Below are 15,706 nucleotides of genomic sequence, written 5' to 3'. Positions count from 1 at the left end.
AGCGCGGCACCACCACACCACACCACCGAGGGGGCTGGAGCGCCTTGAGCAGGGTGAGCAGGAGCGACACGGGTCCTGACAGCGGCCAGCCGTCGACCAGTCTCCCGGGCCGGGCCTCCAGAACTGGTGCGTCCAGGCCGAATCGGGTCGCCCCGGCGAGTCCCGGCCACCCGACCGGCGGTCAGATCGGCTACCGTCCCGCCGATTCCGCCACCTCGCCCGCCGCCCCGACCGCAGCCACCGGCTCAGTCCTCGGCACCGGAAGCGGCCCCGGCCCCGGCCCCGCTCACAGCGCAAGCATCAACACCGGGCTCGGCACCGGCTCCGGCCTGACGCACGGCCAGTTCCCGTCCGGCGTGCGGGCCTCGGCGGCGTACGCTCCGTCCACGCACCTTACCCCGCGCGGCGCCGGGCCCGGCCTGCCGTCCGGACCGCCGTCCAACGGCACGGCTCTCAGCGGCGGAACCACCGGCAGCATGGGCGGCGGCAGCGGCTACGGCACCTCCCTGGGCCACCCGGCCGGTCCGTACGGGACCCCGGGGCCGGCCGCCACCGGCCTGCCCACCGGCTCCGCTGTCTCCTCGTCGGCCCTGAGCGGTCCGGGTGGAGTCGGTAACGGAGGCGGCGCCACCACCGGCTCCGGCACCGCCCTCGCCGGCGGCAATGGCGGCACGGGGACGAACGGACCCGTCCCGCTCTCCGGCCCCGCCCCCCGCAAGCTCTCCGGTCGACGCCGCCGGGAGACGGTGGCGGTGCTGATCTTCAGCGGCGCGCCGATCTTCGAGAGCTCCATCCCGCTCTCCGTCTTCGGCGTGGACCGCCAGGACGCCGGGGTGCCGCGCTACCGGCTGCTGGTCTGCGCCGGTGAGGAGGGCCCGCTGACCACCACGGGCGGCCTCACCCTGACCGCGCCGTACGGGCTGGAGGCGCTCGCCCGGGCGGGCACCATCGTGGTCCCGGCCTGGCGGTCGATCTCCCAGCCGCCGCCGGCCGAGGCGATCACCGCCCTGCGCAAGGCGCACCACGAGGGCGCCCGGATCATCGGCCTGTGCACGGGCGCGTTCGTCCTCGCGGCGGCCGGCCTGCTCGACGGCCGTCCGGCCACCACGCACTGGATGTACGCGCCGACGCTGGCCAAGCGGTACCCGCGCGTGCATGTCGACCCGCGCGAGCTCTTCGTCGACGACGGGGACGTGCTCACCTCCGCGGGGACGGCGGCCGGCATCGACCTCTGCCTGCACGTGGTCCGCAGCGACCACGGCACCGAGGCGGCCAACGCCCTGGCCCGCCGTCTGGTGGTGCCGAACCGGCGCAGCGGCGGCGGTCAGGCCCAGTACATCGATCAGTCTTTACCTGAGGAGATCGGCAACGACCCGCTGGCCGAGGTGGTCACCTGGGCACTGGAGAACCTCAACCAGCAGTTCGACGTCGAGGTGCTGGCCGCGCGCGCGTACATGAGCCGGCGCACCTTCGACCGGCGGTTCCGCACGCTCACCGGCAGTGCGCCGTTGCAGTGGCTGATCACCCAGCGGGTGTTGCAGGCCCAGCGGCTGCTGGAGACGTCCGACCTGTCGGTGGACGATGTCGCGCGCCGTTGCGGTTTCCGGTCGCCGGTGGCCCTGCGGGGGCACTTCCGGCGCCAGTTGGGCGTGTCACCGGCCGCGTACCGGACCACCTACCGGGCCCGTCGGCCGGCACCGTCCGGCCTGGTCCCGGCGCAGGGGCTGCCCGGTGACCGTCCGGCTCCGAGCCTGGCCGCGGCAGGCCAGGGCGGCGTGACGGGCGGTCAGGGCATGGCGGGCGGGTACAGCGGACCGGGTGCCCAGGCGGGCACGTCGGGGTACCTCGGGGCGCCGTCGAACGCCCCCGGCGGCCAGGGCGGCCAGGGGCTCCCGGGCGCGCCCGGCATCCACGGCGCCGCGGCCTCCGGACAGCCCGCGGGATCGCCGGCGGGCGCGCGCAACCGTGTCCGCCCGATGGTCCCGCCCCAGCCGGGTCCGTCCTCCACCGGCGGGCGTCCGGTCCGCAGCTCCGACCGGCTCCCGGACCGCATGCCGGACCGTGCACCGGACCGGGGGGCCGACCGCAGCGCGGACCGGGTGGGCGAGCGCCCGCTCGAACGGCCCCTGGAACGTCCGCTAGGCCGTACCGGCGGGCTCGCGCCCGACGCCCCGGGTCCGGGACGGCTCGGTCCACGGTTCGACCCTCGGACCGGCCTGCACACCGGTCCCCGGGAGGACCAGCGTCGGGAGGACCAGCGACGGGAAGATCTGCGACGGGATGACCTGCGGCCGGGCGACCGGCGCTCGGACGACCGGTCCGACGACCGCGGAAGCAACCGCGGCGGCGAAGACCGGGCGGGCGGCGGGATCGACGGCCGGACCAGGGGCAGGGGCGAAGGCAGGGGCGAAGGCAGGGGCGAAGGCAGGGCCGTGGAGCACGCGGTCGCCGACGACCAGGGCCAGGACCAGCCGAGCGCCCGCGACCAGGGTCTGGGCCACCGTCCGGACGGCGGCCCGGGACCGGCCGCTCCCCATCCGGACGAGGACGACGGGGCGGTCACCGGCGTCCCGGGTCCGGAGGCGGCGCCGCGTGCGGGCGACGAGCAGGCCGAACGCGACGAGGCTCCGCACGCCCGTACGGCCCGACCGCTCTCCGCCACGCGTGATCGCGCCGTAGGGTGAGTGGCGTGAATGACCGCTTGGTATGGATCGACTGTGAAATGACCGGCCTCGACCTCGACCGGGACGCCCTGGTCGAGGTCGCCGCGCTGGTGACCGACTCGGAACTGAACATCCTCGGCGAGGGCGTGGAGGTCGTCATCCGCCCGCCCGCCGAGGCGGTGGAGACCATGCCGGAGGTGGTGCGCACCATGCACACCTCCTCCGGCCTGCTCGCCGAGCTGGAGGACGGTGTCACCCTGGCCGAGGCCGAGGAGCTGGTGCTCGCGTACATCCGCGAGCACGTGCCCGAGGCCGGCAAGACGCCGCTGTGCGGGAACTCGGTCGCGACCGACCGCGGCTTCCTGTCCCGGGACATGCCGACGCTCGAGGGGTACCTGCACTACCGGATCGTGGACGTCTCCTCGATCAAGGAGCTGGCCCGCCGCTGGTACCCGCGCGCCTACTACAACAGCCCGCAGAAGGGCGGAAACCACCGGGCCCTCGCGGACATCCGCGAGAGCATCGCCGAACTCCGCTACTACCGCGAGGCCGTGTTCGTCGAGCAGCCCGGGCCGGACGGGGACACCGCCCGGGCCATCGCGACCAGGCACCAGCTGCCGACGCCCTGACCAGCCCTCCGGTCCGGAGGGTGTGCGAAACCCTGGCGCGAGCACCCTTCCGGATCCTGTAGAGTTCTTCCTGTCGGAGCGGGAACGCCCCGGACAGATGGTGGGTGTAGCTCAGTTGGTAGAGCACCTGGTTGTGGTCCAGGTGGCCGCGGGTTCGAGTCCCGTCACTCACCCCATCGACCAGAGGGTCCGATCTCTTCACGAGATCGGGCCCTCTGGCGTTTCCGCGTACACAGACCGGCCGGCACCAACTCCACGTGCGGGCACCCCTCCCCGATGAAGCTACCCACTAGTAACATTGCTGCCATGACCACACCTTCGATCGGGCAGCTGCTCGACTCCACCGTCCCCATGGCTCACACGCTCAAGATCGAGTACCTGGAGACGACCCCCGAGCGGGCCGTGCTCCAGCTGCCCGATCAGCCCGCCTTCCACAACCACGTCGGCGGTCCGCACGCCGGTGCGATGTTCACCCTGGCCGAGTCAGCGAGCGGCTGCATCGTGCTCGCCGCCTTCGGGGACCAGCTGTCCCGCGCCGTGCCGCTGGCCGTCAACGCCGAGATCGCGTACAAGAAGCTCGCGATGGGCGTGGTCACCGCGACGGCCACGCTGGGCCGGCCGATCGCCGACGTGGTGGCGGAGCTGGACAAGGGCGAGCGCCCGGTCTTCCCGGTCACCGTTGAGATCACCCGTGCCGACGGCGACGTCACCGGTGTGATGACCATCACGTGGACCCTGCGCCCCAACTCCTGAGCCGCGTCCGCGCCTGACGCTCCGGGGGCCGCCACTGGCAGCACGGCCAGGGCCCTCCGGAGCGTCCGCGCTACGGCCGCTCCCCGCCCCGTACGCCCAGCAGGGGCGGCAGGGCGCGGGGCAGGCGCCGCCGGTCCGGAGGGGCCGGTGCGTACGGCCGCGGCCGGGAGCACACCCGCCCGGGTCGGACGGCGCGGGTCGGACCGCGCGGGTCGGACGGCGCGGGTCGGACCGCGCGACCGGGCAGCAGGAATCGGGCCTCGGGCGGCGGGGAGCTGAGGCACCGCTGCCGGGAGTACGCCGCCTGTCCGAAGGGCTGCCAGATCGGCCGGAAATCGACCCTCGGGGGCGCCGGCCGCCCGCCAGGACATCCGGGAACGTCCAGGCCTTCCCATCCGGCTCGGTGCACCCCGGGGCGCGGAACGGCGCCGTGGTGACCGTCGAACACGCGCCGATGCTGACGCAGAGTCACCGCCGGGCGTGACCTTCGGCCCTGTCCGCTCGTTCTCCCCTCACGTGCGAGCCAATCATGCGAAGCCCCCGCCTCCGGATGCCGTCGGCAGTCCTCGCGCCACCGGAGGCAGCGGGGCGGACCTCGGCGTCACCGGCCGTAGCGGGCTCGACGCCGGCCCCACCGGCCCCGCTGACCTCACCGGACCCGCCCGCACCCGCCCCGCCCGCGCCGGCATCGGTCGTGCGGGCGGCGTGGCCGGGCGGCTGCCCGGGGCGAGGGCGGGCTCCACGGCCCGGACGCTGGCCGCAGGTGGCGCCGTACTCGCCCAAGTCTGGGGGCTGGGGCTCGGGTTCAGCACCGCCGCGCACGCCACGACCGACACCGAGCGCCGCTCCGCCCACGCGGACGCCCCGGCGGGCGCGTTGCTCGACGGGCTGACCGATACCGTCGCACCGGTCCTGGACCGGTCGGCGCAGCCGGTGGAGCAGGTGCTGCAGGACCGGATCCGGGCCGGCGGACTCCCCCTGCCCGGCCAGGCCACCACGGTGCCCGACGCATTCGCCATCGCGACCGTGCTGCTTCCCGCCGTGCCGCCGCAGAGCCGGGCCGACGTCCCGGCCCGCGCGTCCCGTTCCCACCCGGCGGGCAGCGAGGAGGAGGGGGCCGACACGGCTGCGCCGCTGCCCGTGGTGCCGGTCGCCGGGAGCGGCCTCGGCGGTCCGGACGCGTCCGGCCCCGAGGAGGACCTGGGGACCGAGGTGCCGGATCCGGGCGCGGTGTCGCTCCCGGGGTCCGGCCACGCGGGGGCGTTCCCGTCGGGGCGGGCGGTCACGGCGGTCCCCCCCGGCGTCGCCCAGGGCCTGGACGGGCAGGACGCTCCCACGGACGAACTGGCCCTCGCCGCCGCCCCGGGCCGGCGGGGTGGTGCGGAGAGCGGGATGGCGGTGCTGGTACCGATCGTCGCCGGACTGCTGCTGACCGGCGCCGCCACGTACAAGCACCGTGGCCTGCCCCGCGGCCACTGACACGGCACCACGGCGGACCCGTCACCACCTGACCGGACACCCCGCACCGAGCATCCCGGACCGGGCACCCCGCACCGAGCACCCCGGCTGCCCGCCCACCCGTCCGTCAGCTGAAGACGCCGGGCGGCGGGGTGGGTGACGGGGCCGCCGTGGCGTCCGTCGCCGGGGCGGCCCCGGCCGTGAAGTCGGTCAGGGCGCGGCCGTGCTCGATCCGTCCGAGGTAGGAGTCGGAGGCCACCCGTCGGCCCAGTTCGGTGAGCGGCAGGGGCTGGTGGCCGGCCAGCAGGATCAGGTTGCCGAACCGTTTGCCGCGCAGCACCGCCGGGTCGGCGACCAGGCAGACCTCGGGGAAGACCGCGAGCAGGGTGGCGGCCTGACTCCGGGCGAAGGGCAGCGTCGAGCCGTCGGTGATGTTGACGGCGAACCGGCCGCCGGGGGCCAGGGCCTTCGCGGCGAGCGCGGCGAACTCCACCGTGGCGCAGTGGGCCGGCACCCGGGCTCCGGCGAAGACGTCCGCGATGACCAGGTCGGCCGAGCCCTCCGGGGTCCGTTCGAGCACCGAGCGGGCGTCCGAGCCGCGCACCTTGATCTGCCAGCCCCGCTCCAAGGGAAGCTCCGCGCGCACCAGTTCGGTGAGCGCGGTGTCGATCTCGGCGACCTGCTGGCGGGAGCGCGGGCGGGTGGCGGCGACGTAGCGGGCCAGGGTGAGGGCTCCGCCGCCCAGGTGCAGCACGGTGGCGGGACGGCCGGGCGGGCCGGCGAGGTCGATCACATGGCCGAGCCTGCGCTGGTACTCGAAGCCGAGGTGGGCCGGGTCGTCGAGGTCTACGAGCGACTGGGGTGCGCCGTCCAGCAGCAGCTGCCAGGCGCGCGGGCGGTCCCGGTCGGGGCGCAGCTCGGCGTGGCCGGAGTCGACCGCGCGGACCAGCGGACCCTGCGCGTGGGTGCGGCCGCCGGGCGCGCCGGGGGACGCACCGGGCGATGCGCCGGTGGTGGCGGTGGTACCGGCCTGATCGGCCCTGTTCGAAGCCTTGCCGGCCCTGCTGCGTCCCATGCGGCCATTATCTGCCGACCGCGGGCGGGGGGTGACCGCCGTCCGCCCGCCGTCCGGCGGTGCCGCCTGCACGTTCACCGCGGGCGGGGTCAGAACGGCCCGAGGCCGCCTGCGGTGAGCGTGCAGGCGGCCTCGCAGAGCGCCGAGCGCAGCACCCACGCATCGGTCGGCCTGGCTGGACCCTCGGGGCCGGTCGGAGGGATCACCCAGCGCGGATCGGAGGGGGCCAGCACGGAGGCGCCGGCGGTACAGGAGCTGCCGGGCAGGTGCCAGCTGTCGGCGGTGCCGGCCGGGACCAGGAAGGCGATGGCCGAGCCGCCCGCCGTCTGCAGCACTGCCCCGCAGGCACGGCGGAGCCGGAGGATGTCGACGGTCTCCAGGCCGTGCCGGACCGAGACCGTCACCAGGTCGTACCGGACCGGGGAGCGGGGCGACTTGGACGGCCGGCCCGCAGTGGCACCCTGGCAGACCGCCGGACGGACGGATCCCGCTCCGCCCCCGCCGAGGGCCGCCCGCTCACCGCCCGGGGCCTCCGGCAGGAGTGCGGGGGCCACGCCGGGCAGGACCCACTGGGTGGCCAGACGTCGATGGTGGGGCACTCCGATGGCCATGAGCCCTCCTGCTGTCACCTCGTCAGGTCGGAAGCCGGGTCACTCGGTCGGGTGGGGGCGGGTGACGGGGGCTTCCACGTATCAGGACAACGCACGGAGGGCGTCCGAGGCCACGGGGTGGCGTACAGCAAGGCATGGCATTTCATGGCGGATACCGGCACACCGGAGCGATATGTCCGCTATTGCCCGGAGATTGCGCGGCAACCCGCAGTAACCGGTGCGTGACGGCGGGTACTGTCTTGCCGACACCGGGAGGTCACCCGCACCACCCGGCCCCCGCCCGGCGTACCCGGATCACCCGGCACACCCGGCACACCTCCCGGTGCACGACCACGGAGCGCAGCATGACAGCGACCCGACCGGACGGGCCCGCGCCCGCGGCCCCCAACACCGTCATGCGCGAGCTGCGCGGCGACCTCTCCCCCGGGGAGTTCGCCACCGCGGTGCGCCGGGCGGCGCGGGAGATCGGCGAGCACGTGTCCTGCGACGCGCGCTACGTCGGGCGGGTCGAGGCGGGTGAGATCCGCTGTCCCAACTACGCGTACGAGCGAGTGTTCCGCCACATGTGGCCGGGACGTTCCCTGGCGGACCTAGGCTTCGCCCCGCGGACCGCGGTCCGCCGCCGGGCCACCGGGGGCGGACCGGCCGCACCGCCCCCGCTCGACGACCTGCACCGGCCCGATGAGGAGAACGACGACGTGCGTCGCCGGACATTCCTGAGCGGCGGCCCGACCGCCCTCGCGGCTGCGCTCGGCCTGGACGGCCCCGCGCAGGCCGCGGCCCCGCCGCCGTTCGACCCGCGGCCGGACCTGCCGGCCCCCCGCAAGGTGGGCGCCGCGGAGGTCCGGGGGGTGGAGCAGGCCGTACGGGAGATCAGGCTGCTCGACGACGCCGTCGGCGGCGACACCTTGTTCGAGCGGGCCGGGCAGTCGCTGCGCAACGCCTACCTGCTGCTCAACGACAGCGTCCACAGTGCCGCCACCGAGCGCCGGCTCCAGGCCGGGGCCGGTGAACTGGCCATCTCGGTGGGCTGGTTGGCGCACGATTCGAACCGGCTGATGGACGCCCGCTCGTTCTACTCGGAGGCACTGGCCACCGCCCGGATGGCGGGCGACGCGGCGCTGGAGGCCCATGTCTTCTGCAACAGCGCCTTTCTGGCCCGGGACGCCGGCCGGCCGCGGGAGGCACTGCGCGCGGCCCAGGCCGGGCAGGCCGCCGCCCGGCGGCTGGGCTCCGCCCGCCTGCTCTCGCTGCTGTCCATGCGGGAGGCCGGTGGCTGGGCCCTGCTGCAGGACCGGGCCGCCTGCGAGCAGGCGCTCTCCAGGGCGTACGCGCTGTTCGACCGCGGCGGGTCGGGCGCCGACCCGGAGTGGATGTCGTTCTTCGGCGAGGCCGAGCTGGCCGGCCTGGAGGCCCAGTGCCGGGCGGCGCTCGGTGAGTGGGACCTGGCGAGCGAGCGGGCCCGGCAGGCGATAGCGCTCCAGCAGCCGCACTTCGTCCGCAACCGGGCGCTCTACACCGCCGAGCTGGCCCACGACCGGCTCGGGCGCGGCGACCTGCGGGGCGCCGCCGAGCACGCCGACGCGGCCACCGGGCTGCTGGCGCAGGTCCGCTCGGCCCGGATCCGGGGGATGCTCGCGCACACGGCCGGGCGGCTGGTGGAGCACCGGCGGGTGCCGGAGGTGCAGCGGTTCCTGGAGTCCTACCGGACCGCCGTCGCGGCGGCCTGAGCACCCCCGCCGAAGCGGCCGGTCCGTCCCCTGGCACCCGGGCCGGGGCCAGCCGCCCGGGGCGGACCGGTGGCGCGGCGGTGGTCAGTCGAGGTGGCTGTGGTCGTTCCAGATCTCCACCGCAGGCAGGCCGTACTCCCAGGACAGCACCGACAGCGAGGCCGTGCCGAGCTTGAAGCGCTGGGCGTACTCCGGCGGCAGGCCGAGCCAGCGGGCGGTGAGGATCCGCAGCAGGTGGCCGTGGGCGAAGAGCACCACCTCGCAGTCGGCTGCGTGCATCGTGGTGGTGTCCGGATGCGGGAGCCCGTGCCGGGAGTTGAGGTCCTCGATCAGGCTGTCGACCCGGGCGGCCACCTCGGAGAGCTTCTCGCCGCCGGGCACGCCGTCGCGCCAGATCAGCCAGCCGGGGTGGTCGGTGGCGCGGATGTCCTGGCCGGTACGGCCCTCGTACTGGCCGTAGTCCCATTCGAGCAGTTCCGGCCGGTCGATGGCGCGGTCGCCGAAGCCGGCCAGTTCGCAGGTCTCCCGGGCCCGGGACAGCGGGCTGGTGTAGACGACGGCCTCGGGGAGGCCGTTCCACGGCGCCTCGGCCAGCCGGGCACCGAGAGCACGGGCCATCGCGCGGCCCTCCTCGGTGAGCGGGACGTCGGTGCGGCCGGTGTGCTGGCCGGTGGCCGACCACGCGGTCTCACCATGGCGGACGAGCACGATTCGGGCTGGCATGCGGTTTCTCCTCGCGGCTTGGTACGCGGCGGCCTGGCTCGCCGTTGAGGGCCCCCTCCTCATGATCTCGCACCGGCCGACTACCGGCGGGTAGGGGCGTCCTCCGGACCCGGACGACGCCGGTCCGGCCCGGGTCCGGCCCAGGTCCGGCACCGGACGCGGCCGGGTCCCCGAACGGCCGGGCGGCCGCCCCCGCGGGGGGGAGCGCCCGGATTGTCGGTGCCGGGTGCGACACTGGGCCGCACCATGAACGTCTCGCACCCTGCGCAGGCCGACCCCCTGGCGCGACGGCTCGCCGAACTGCGCGGACCGACGCCCCAGCGCAGCCTCGACGCCCGCGCCCTCGCCGCCCTGGCCGCCAACCCCGGCTGTCGCCGCCGGGCCGTGCTCGACGCCGCCGGTGTCGACAAGGCCGCCGTCGCCCAGCAGCTGGGCCGCCCCGCACCGTTCGGCCAGTCCCCCTTCGCCATCGCCCGCGGCAACGTGTTCGAGGCCAGGCTCAAGGACGACGGCTACGCGGCGCTGCTCGGCCCGCTGCGCCAGCTGCTCGGCCTGCCACCCGAGGGCGGCACCCCGCCCACCGTGCCCGACCTGCTGCCCCGGGCCACCCCGGCGGTGCGGGCCGAGCGCACCCGGGAGGTGCTCGCCGCCGCGGCCGCCGACCTCGACGGCTGGACGCTGCTGGACCACCCCATGCTGCGGCTCACCGTGGCCGGGAGCCTCGCCTACCTGGAACCGGACGCGGTGGTGGTGCACGGCGGGCGGTGCACCGTGGTGGAGATCAAGTCCTTCCCGGTGCTGGACAGCGTCGCCGACCCGGCCAAGGTCGGCGCGGCCGCCCGGCAGGCCGCGGTCTACGTGCTGGCGCTCCAGGAGACGGCCGCGCTGCTGGCCGGCCGCAGCGCCGCCGCCGGGCCGTACCAGGTGGACGAGTTCCCCGGCAGCCCGGCGCTGACCGTGCTGCTGGTCTGCCCGCAGGACTTCAGCAACCGGCCGACCGCCGCGGCCGTCGACGTCCGGCGCGAACTGGCGACCACCCGGCGCCAGCTGGCCCGGCTGACCAGGATCGACCAGCTGCTCGGCGCGCTGCCCGCCGGGACCACCTTCGACCTGGCCCCGGACAGCACCGGCGCCCCCGCCCGGCCCGCCGAGGAACTGGCCGCCGCGGTCGCCGCGGTGCCCGCCGCCTACAGCCCGGACTGCCTGTCGGCCTGCGAACTCGGCTTCCACTGCCGGGCGCAGGCCCGATGCGCGGACGCGGTGGAGCAGCTCGGGCGGGGGGTGCGCGGCGAGCTGGGTTCGATCCGGACGGTCGGCGAGGCGCTGGCCGCGGCCGAGGGCACCGGCTCCCCCGTCCCCGTCCCGATCCCGGTTCCCGCGCCGGCCTCCCGCGAGCGGGACGGCGGCGCGGATCCGGGCGGCCCGACCGACCCGGGGAGCGACGCCGACCCGGGGAGCGACGCCGACCCGGGGAGCGACGCCGACGAGGCCGCCGCCCGGCTGGCGTACGCGGCGGCGCTGCGGGCCGAGGCGCTGGGGAGGCCGGTCCGGTGAGCCTGCTCAACACCCTCGCCCGGCTGGAGGCGGTCCGCAGCGGCCGGGCCGAGCCGCTGGCCACCGTCCGGCACCGGCACCTGTCCGAGCGCCCGATGGTGGTCGTGCCGGTGGCGGCGGCCGGCGAGGAGGGCGCGCCGCTGGCGGTGCTGCTGGGCACCGACCGGCTGGCGCCGCGCCTGTTCATCGTGCCGCAGCCGCTCAACCGCACCCAGCGCTTCGATTTCCTGGCCGCCTTCGCGGGCGAACTGCTGCCCTACCTCGAGTCGTTCGCCGACGCGGTGGAACAGATCGAGGGGTCCGAGAAGGATCCGGAGTCCGGCGAGAAGATCCCCGTCGTCCGCGAGCTGTGCGCGGACGCCCCGCAGCTGATCGTCCCCAACCCGGGCGCGGTGCGGCACCTGGCCCTGCTCGGGCGGTCCACCCGGTTCCGGCGGACGGCCGAGGACGCGGACCCGGGACCGTACCCGGCGCCCCCTCAGGTCCCGCTGCTGGGCCGGTGGCTGACGCACCTGGCCGAGCGCGCCCAGGTCCCGGGCAGCAGCATGCTGCTGCCGATGACGGGGCTGCTGGCCCGGCACTGGGCCACCGGCCAGAGCCACCTGGAGGACCAGCACCTGGCCGCCCAGCTGGCCTGGCACCACCCGCCCGACGGGCTGACCGGCGCCGAGGCGGCGGAGCGCGCCGAGACCGGGCGCGACGGGGACGGCCGGCTGCTGCACCCGCCGGCCGGCCCGCTCACCGACCCCCGCTTCGACTCCCAGGTGCTGGCGCCCGCGATCACCCGCCACGACGCGGCGCTCGCCGCGCTCCGGCAGGCCGCTCCGGCCGACACCGACCGGGCAGCCCTGCACGTCAAGCGGGCCCTGGAGCGGCTGCACGAGGCGCTGGAGGCCGAGCTGCTGCCCACCTGGCGGGACCTGTGGCAGGGCCTGGACCTGCTGCGCGGCCTGCCGCCCGCCGCCCACCTGCCCGAGCGCTGGGAGGGCGACCGCTGGTCGTACACCGGCCACCGCGACCGGGTGGCCGCCGGCGAGCCGCCCCAGCCGCGCCGGGACGACGCGGTGACCGCCGCCCGCAAGCTGGCCCAGCGCGAGCGGGAGCAGGCCCGGCTGGACATCCAGGAGGCGCTGGACGATCCGCTGGCGATGGCCGGGCACCGGCTGGCCGGCGAGGCGTTCAGCGGCACCGTGACGGAGGTGGTCCCGGAGTACGACACCTCGGGCCGCTCCCCCAAGCCCCGGCCGCTGGTGACGCTCGCCACCCCGGACCGTCCGCACGCCGATCCGGGCCGCGAGGTGCACCGGGCCGGCGGCCCGCCGACCGCGCAGCGGGCGGAGATCGTCGCGGCGGCGCCGGGCGAGGTGACGGTGCGGCTGCTGTCCGGGATGGGCCGCAAGAAGGAGCCGGAGCCGGGTACCGTGCCGGAGGTCGGCGAGCGGGTGGTGTTCACCCTGTTCGAGCTGACTGCCCGTCAGTCCGCGCCGCTGCCCGAACCGGACGACACCCCGTGGACGCACGGCGGCCCGCCGGGCGCCGGGCAGAGTTCACCCGTCGGCTCCGAAGAGTGGGAATGACCACCGCCATGACCGTCCATCAACCTCCGGTCCTGTTCGGCGTCCCCGGCCCCGGCGCCGGGCCCGACGGGCCCGTCCCGCCCGGTGCGGCCGCCGACGCCGCCGTCGCGGCGATCCTCGCCGAGACCGTGCACCCGGTGCCCGGCGCGCCGCGCGGCGTGGTGGTGGACTCCCCGCCGGGGGCGGGCAAGTCCACCCTGGTGGTGCGGGCCGCCCGGGAGCTGGTCGCGGCCGGTGAGCGGCTGATGATCGTGGCGCAGACCAACAGCCAGGTGGACGACCTGGTGGACCGGCTCGCCGAGAAGGGCCCGGACCTCACCATCGGCCGGCTGCACGCCGCCGACTCCCGGCCCGCCCCGGAGGCGCTGCGGCACGGCAACGTCACCGCCTCCGCCAAGGCCGGCGACCTGCTGGAGCTGGACGTGGTGATCTCGACCGCCGCGAAGTGGCAGTGGGTGAAGGACACCGACCCGTGGCGGCACGCGATCGTCGACGAGGCGTACCAGATGCGCTCGGACGCGCTGCTCGCGGTTGCCCGGCTGTTCGAACGGGCGCTGTTCGTCGGCGATCCGGGCCAGCTGGACCCGTTCACGGTGGTCGGCACCGAGCAGTGGGCGGGGCTGTCGTACGACCCGTCCGGCAGCGCGGTGGTCACCCTGCTCGCGCACAACCCGGCGATCCGGCCGCACCGGCTGCCGGTGTCCTGGCGGCTGCCGGCGACGGCGGCGCCGCTGATCTCCTCGGCGTTCTACCCCTACACGCCGTTCCGCTCGGGCACCGGCGCGGGCGAGCGGCGGCTGACCCCCGGGGTGCGGGCGGACGGCTCCGCGGTGGACGCCGCGATCGACGAGGCGGCCGAGCACGGCTGGGCGCTGCTGGAGCTGCCGGCCCGGCACACCGTACGGACCGACCCGCAGGCGGTGGCGGCGGTCGCGGCGACCGTCCGGCGGCTGCTGGACCGGGAGCTGTCCGCGCACTCCGAACAGGGTTCGACGCCGCTCACGGCGGGCCGGATCGCGGTCGGCACCGCCCACCGCGACCAGGCGGCGGCGGTCCGGGCGGCGCTGGCCGGGCTCGGCGTGCCGGTGGATCCGGCGGCCGGGCCCGCGGTGACGGTGGACACCGCCAACCGGCTGCAGGGCCGCGAGTACGACGTGACGGTGGTGCTGCACCCGCTGTCCGGGCGGCCGGACGCCACCGCGTTCCACCTGGAGACCGGGCGGCTGTGCGTGCTGGCCTCCCGCCACCGGCACGCCTGCATCGTGGTGGCCCGGGCCGGGATCGCGGAGCTGCTGGACGAGCACCCGTCCACCGAGCCGGTCCAGCTGGGGGTGGCGGTGAAGTTCCCCGACGGCTGGGAGGCCAACCACGCGGTGCTGGCGCACCTGGCGGAGCACCGCGTCCGGCTCTGAGGGGAGAGCGGGCGGGCGGCGGCGCCCCGGGGCGTGCGGCGGCGCCCGCGCCACCCGAAACGGGGAATAGCAACCGCACGCGCACCGTTCCGCTACCGGTGGCCGCGGAGTGACAATGGACGGCGGCCCGGTCCCGACCGGCCGGCCCCCGGGTCGGCCGACCATCTGGAGGAGCGTTCATGCCCGATCCCCGTACACCGGCGTCCGACCGCAGCGGCGTGCCCGCACCGGCCGCCCAGGATCAGGGCGGCACCGCACCCCGCCGGCTGCGTCCGGCCCAGCTGATCTTCGAACCGCAGGCCGCCGAACCCGAGGCGGAGCGTTTCTTCGACCTGGAGTCGATCGACGACCCGACCGAACTCCTGCGCCGCTCGACCGAGTTGACCGTGGCCTTCCGCGCGGCCGCCGAGCGGGCCACCGACTTCCAGGCACTCGCCGCGGCCCAGCTGGCGGATCCGCGGCGCTTCGACGCCCTGACGCCGGCCGAGATCGGCGCCCGCGCCGACTGGACCCCGGACTACGCGGCCCGGATGGTCGAGTACGGCCGCGGGCTGCAGCGCCGCGGCGAGCAGCTCTGAGCCCGTCCCCGTACCACCCCTGACCTGCGGGAGAAGCGGTTCCGCGCCGGGCCGGGGGCGGTCCGTCGACCAGTTCGAATCGCCACTGGCATATGCGGCCGGGAAGGGTACGCCGTCACCCCCCGATTTGTCCGCCGAACGTCACTTCCCGCGCGCGCGGCTCGCCGCGCGGGCCAGGCTGCTGCCGTGGACATCTGGACGTATCAATCCGTGGAGTACGTCACCGTCGCCGGGGAGACCTGGCTGGCCTCGGCGAGCGAGTACCCGCGCAGCATGCGCGCCCTGTGGGAGTCGCGCCCGTGGGCGCCGGCGGTGCTGCCCTGCGGCAGGGTCTTCGACGTGATCAGCATGCCGGCGCTGTTCGGCCGCCGGGTGCTCGACGAGCTGTGGGCCTCCGGGCCGGGCTGCGGTCCGGTGGCCTCCTTCCGGGGGCGCACCCTGCTCTTCGTGCAGCCGGGCGCGGCGGCCCGGCTGCGCTCACTGCTGGCCTGGGAGGAGTGGGCCCGGGACGTGCCGCCACTGCTCTGCCACGGGCAGGGCGACGCGGTGACGGTGCCGCCGGTGCAGCGGATGCTGAACGCTCCGGACTCCCCCGGGCAGGGCCCCGGGCGGTGGATCGTCGCGCCGGACACCCAGGATCCGTGGCTGCCCGGCGCCGCCGTGGTGCTCTGGGCCTGCGTGCGGGCCGCCCGGGCCGCCCACGGCAGCGGGGCCGGCTCCGGGGCTGCCGACGGGGTGCCGCCCGCCGGGCTTCCGGCGCCCACCCCGCTGCGGTGAGCGCGGCGGCCATGGTCAAGGCGGCGGGGTGACGGGCGGCGCAACGCCCGTTGAACCCCGGGTGCCCGGGCGGCCGTATTCGATTTTGGTTCCGCGCCCGGCCGCTGCTAAAGTCTTCCACGTCAGCAGGCGCCGCTAGCTCAGTTGGTTAGAGCAGCTGACTCTT

Annotated in this window: 12 protein-coding genes, 1 tRNA gene and 1 pseudogene; 11 read left to right on the top strand and 3 right to left on the bottom strand. The window is 76.1% G+C overall.

Annotated elements, in window-relative coordinates:
• Nucleotides 1-713 precede the first annotated feature (713 nt).
• The 5 genes and pseudogenes from AA75_RS03170 to AA75_RS03150 all read left to right on the top strand — a co-directional run.
• Nucleotides 714-1,694, top strand: a pseudogene (locus AA75_RS03170) (helix-turn-helix domain-containing protein); the annotation flags it as partial.
• 995 nt (nucleotides 1,695-2,689) lie between these two features.
• On the top strand, nucleotides 2,690-3,292 hold the full coding sequence (gene orn / locus AA75_RS03165; protein ID WP_033818153.1) for an oligoribonuclease: 603 nt from the start codon (nucleotides 2,690-2,692) through the stop codon (nucleotides 3,290-3,292).
• 100 nt (nucleotides 3,293-3,392) lie between these two features.
• Nucleotides 3,393-3,468 (top strand) — tRNA-His (locus tag AA75_RS03160).
• Nucleotides 3,469-3,598: 130 nt separating this feature from the next.
• Complete coding sequence (locus AA75_RS03155) at nucleotides 3,599-4,045, top strand: DUF4442 domain-containing protein (protein ID WP_033818152.1); 447 nt, start codon at nucleotides 3,599-3,601, stop codon at nucleotides 4,043-4,045.
• A gap of 516 nt (nucleotides 4,046-4,561) precedes the next feature.
• Nucleotides 4,562-5,524, top strand: a complete 963-nt coding sequence (locus AA75_RS03150; RefSeq protein WP_149037909.1) for a hypothetical protein — start codon at nucleotides 4,562-4,564, stop codon at nucleotides 5,522-5,524.
• A 106-nt stretch (nucleotides 5,525-5,630) separates the two neighbouring features.
• Here AA75_RS03150 and AA75_RS03145 read toward each other — a convergent pair whose 3' ends face one another.
• Both AA75_RS03145 and AA75_RS51605 read right to left on the bottom strand, forming a co-directional pair.
• Nucleotides 5,631-6,578 (bottom strand): spermidine synthase, encoded by a 948-nt coding sequence (locus AA75_RS03145; RefSeq protein ID WP_199520247.1) that lies wholly within the window; start codon nucleotides 6,576-6,578, stop codon nucleotides 5,631-5,633.
• 89 nt (nucleotides 6,579-6,667) lie between these two features.
• On the bottom strand, nucleotides 6,668-7,189 hold the full coding sequence (locus tag AA75_RS51605; RefSeq protein WP_233288903.1) for a hypothetical protein: 522 nt from the start codon (nucleotides 7,187-7,189) through the stop codon (nucleotides 6,668-6,670).
• A gap of 344 nt (nucleotides 7,190-7,533) precedes the next feature.
• Between AA75_RS51605 and AA75_RS03135 the strand changes: the two genes are divergently transcribed.
• A complete protein-coding gene (locus AA75_RS03135; RefSeq protein WP_033818150.1) occupies nucleotides 7,534-8,919 on the top strand; it encodes a hypothetical protein in 1,386 nt (461 codons plus the stop codon).
• Between the two features lie 84 nt (nucleotides 8,920-9,003).
• Here AA75_RS03135 and AA75_RS03130 read toward each other — a convergent pair whose 3' ends face one another.
• Complete coding sequence (locus tag AA75_RS03130) at nucleotides 9,004-9,642, bottom strand: histidine phosphatase family protein (RefSeq protein WP_033818149.1); 639 nt, start codon at nucleotides 9,640-9,642, stop codon at nucleotides 9,004-9,006.
• A gap of 246 nt (nucleotides 9,643-9,888) precedes the next feature.
• Here AA75_RS03130 and AA75_RS03125 point away from each other — a divergent pair, with 246 nt between their 5' ends.
• The 5 genes from AA75_RS03125 (at nucleotide 9,889) to AA75_RS03105 (ending at nucleotide 15,540) form a co-directional block, all read left to right on the top strand.
• A complete protein-coding gene (locus AA75_RS03125; RefSeq protein WP_033818148.1) occupies nucleotides 9,889-11,196 on the top strand; it encodes a hypothetical protein in 1,308 nt (435 codons plus the stop codon).
• On the top strand, nucleotides 11,193-12,773 hold the full coding sequence (locus tag AA75_RS03120) for a hypothetical protein (RefSeq protein WP_033818147.1): 1,581 nt from the start codon (nucleotides 11,193-11,195) through the stop codon (nucleotides 12,771-12,773). Before AA75_RS03125 ends, AA75_RS03120 begins: the two co-directional genes overlap by 4 nt.
• Complete coding sequence (locus AA75_RS03115; RefSeq protein ID WP_233288902.1) at nucleotides 12,770-14,185, top strand: AAA family ATPase; 1,416 nt, start codon at nucleotides 12,770-12,772, stop codon at nucleotides 14,183-14,185. The genes AA75_RS03120 and AA75_RS03115 overlap by 4 nt, the downstream gene beginning before the upstream one ends.
• A gap of 179 nt (nucleotides 14,186-14,364) precedes the next feature.
• Nucleotides 14,365-14,763, top strand: coding sequence for a hypothetical protein (locus AA75_RS03110; RefSeq protein WP_233288901.1), 399 nt, complete (start codon nucleotides 14,365-14,367; stop codon nucleotides 14,761-14,763).
• 24 nt (nucleotides 14,764-14,787) lie between these two features.
• Nucleotides 14,788-15,540: a bifunctional DNA primase/polymerase gene (locus AA75_RS03105; protein WP_368666545.1), complete on the top strand. Its 753-nt coding sequence runs from the start codon at nucleotides 14,788-14,790 to the stop codon at nucleotides 15,538-15,540.
• Nucleotides 15,541-15,706: the final 166 nt, after the last annotated feature.

Source organism: Kitasatospora sp. MBT63 (genome assembly GCF_000710465.2).
GTDB lineage: Bacteria > Actinomycetota > Actinomycetes > Streptomycetales > Streptomycetaceae > Kitasatospora.
Note: the sequence above shows the minus strand (reverse complement) of the source record. Positions and strands in the feature narration are given on the sequence as shown.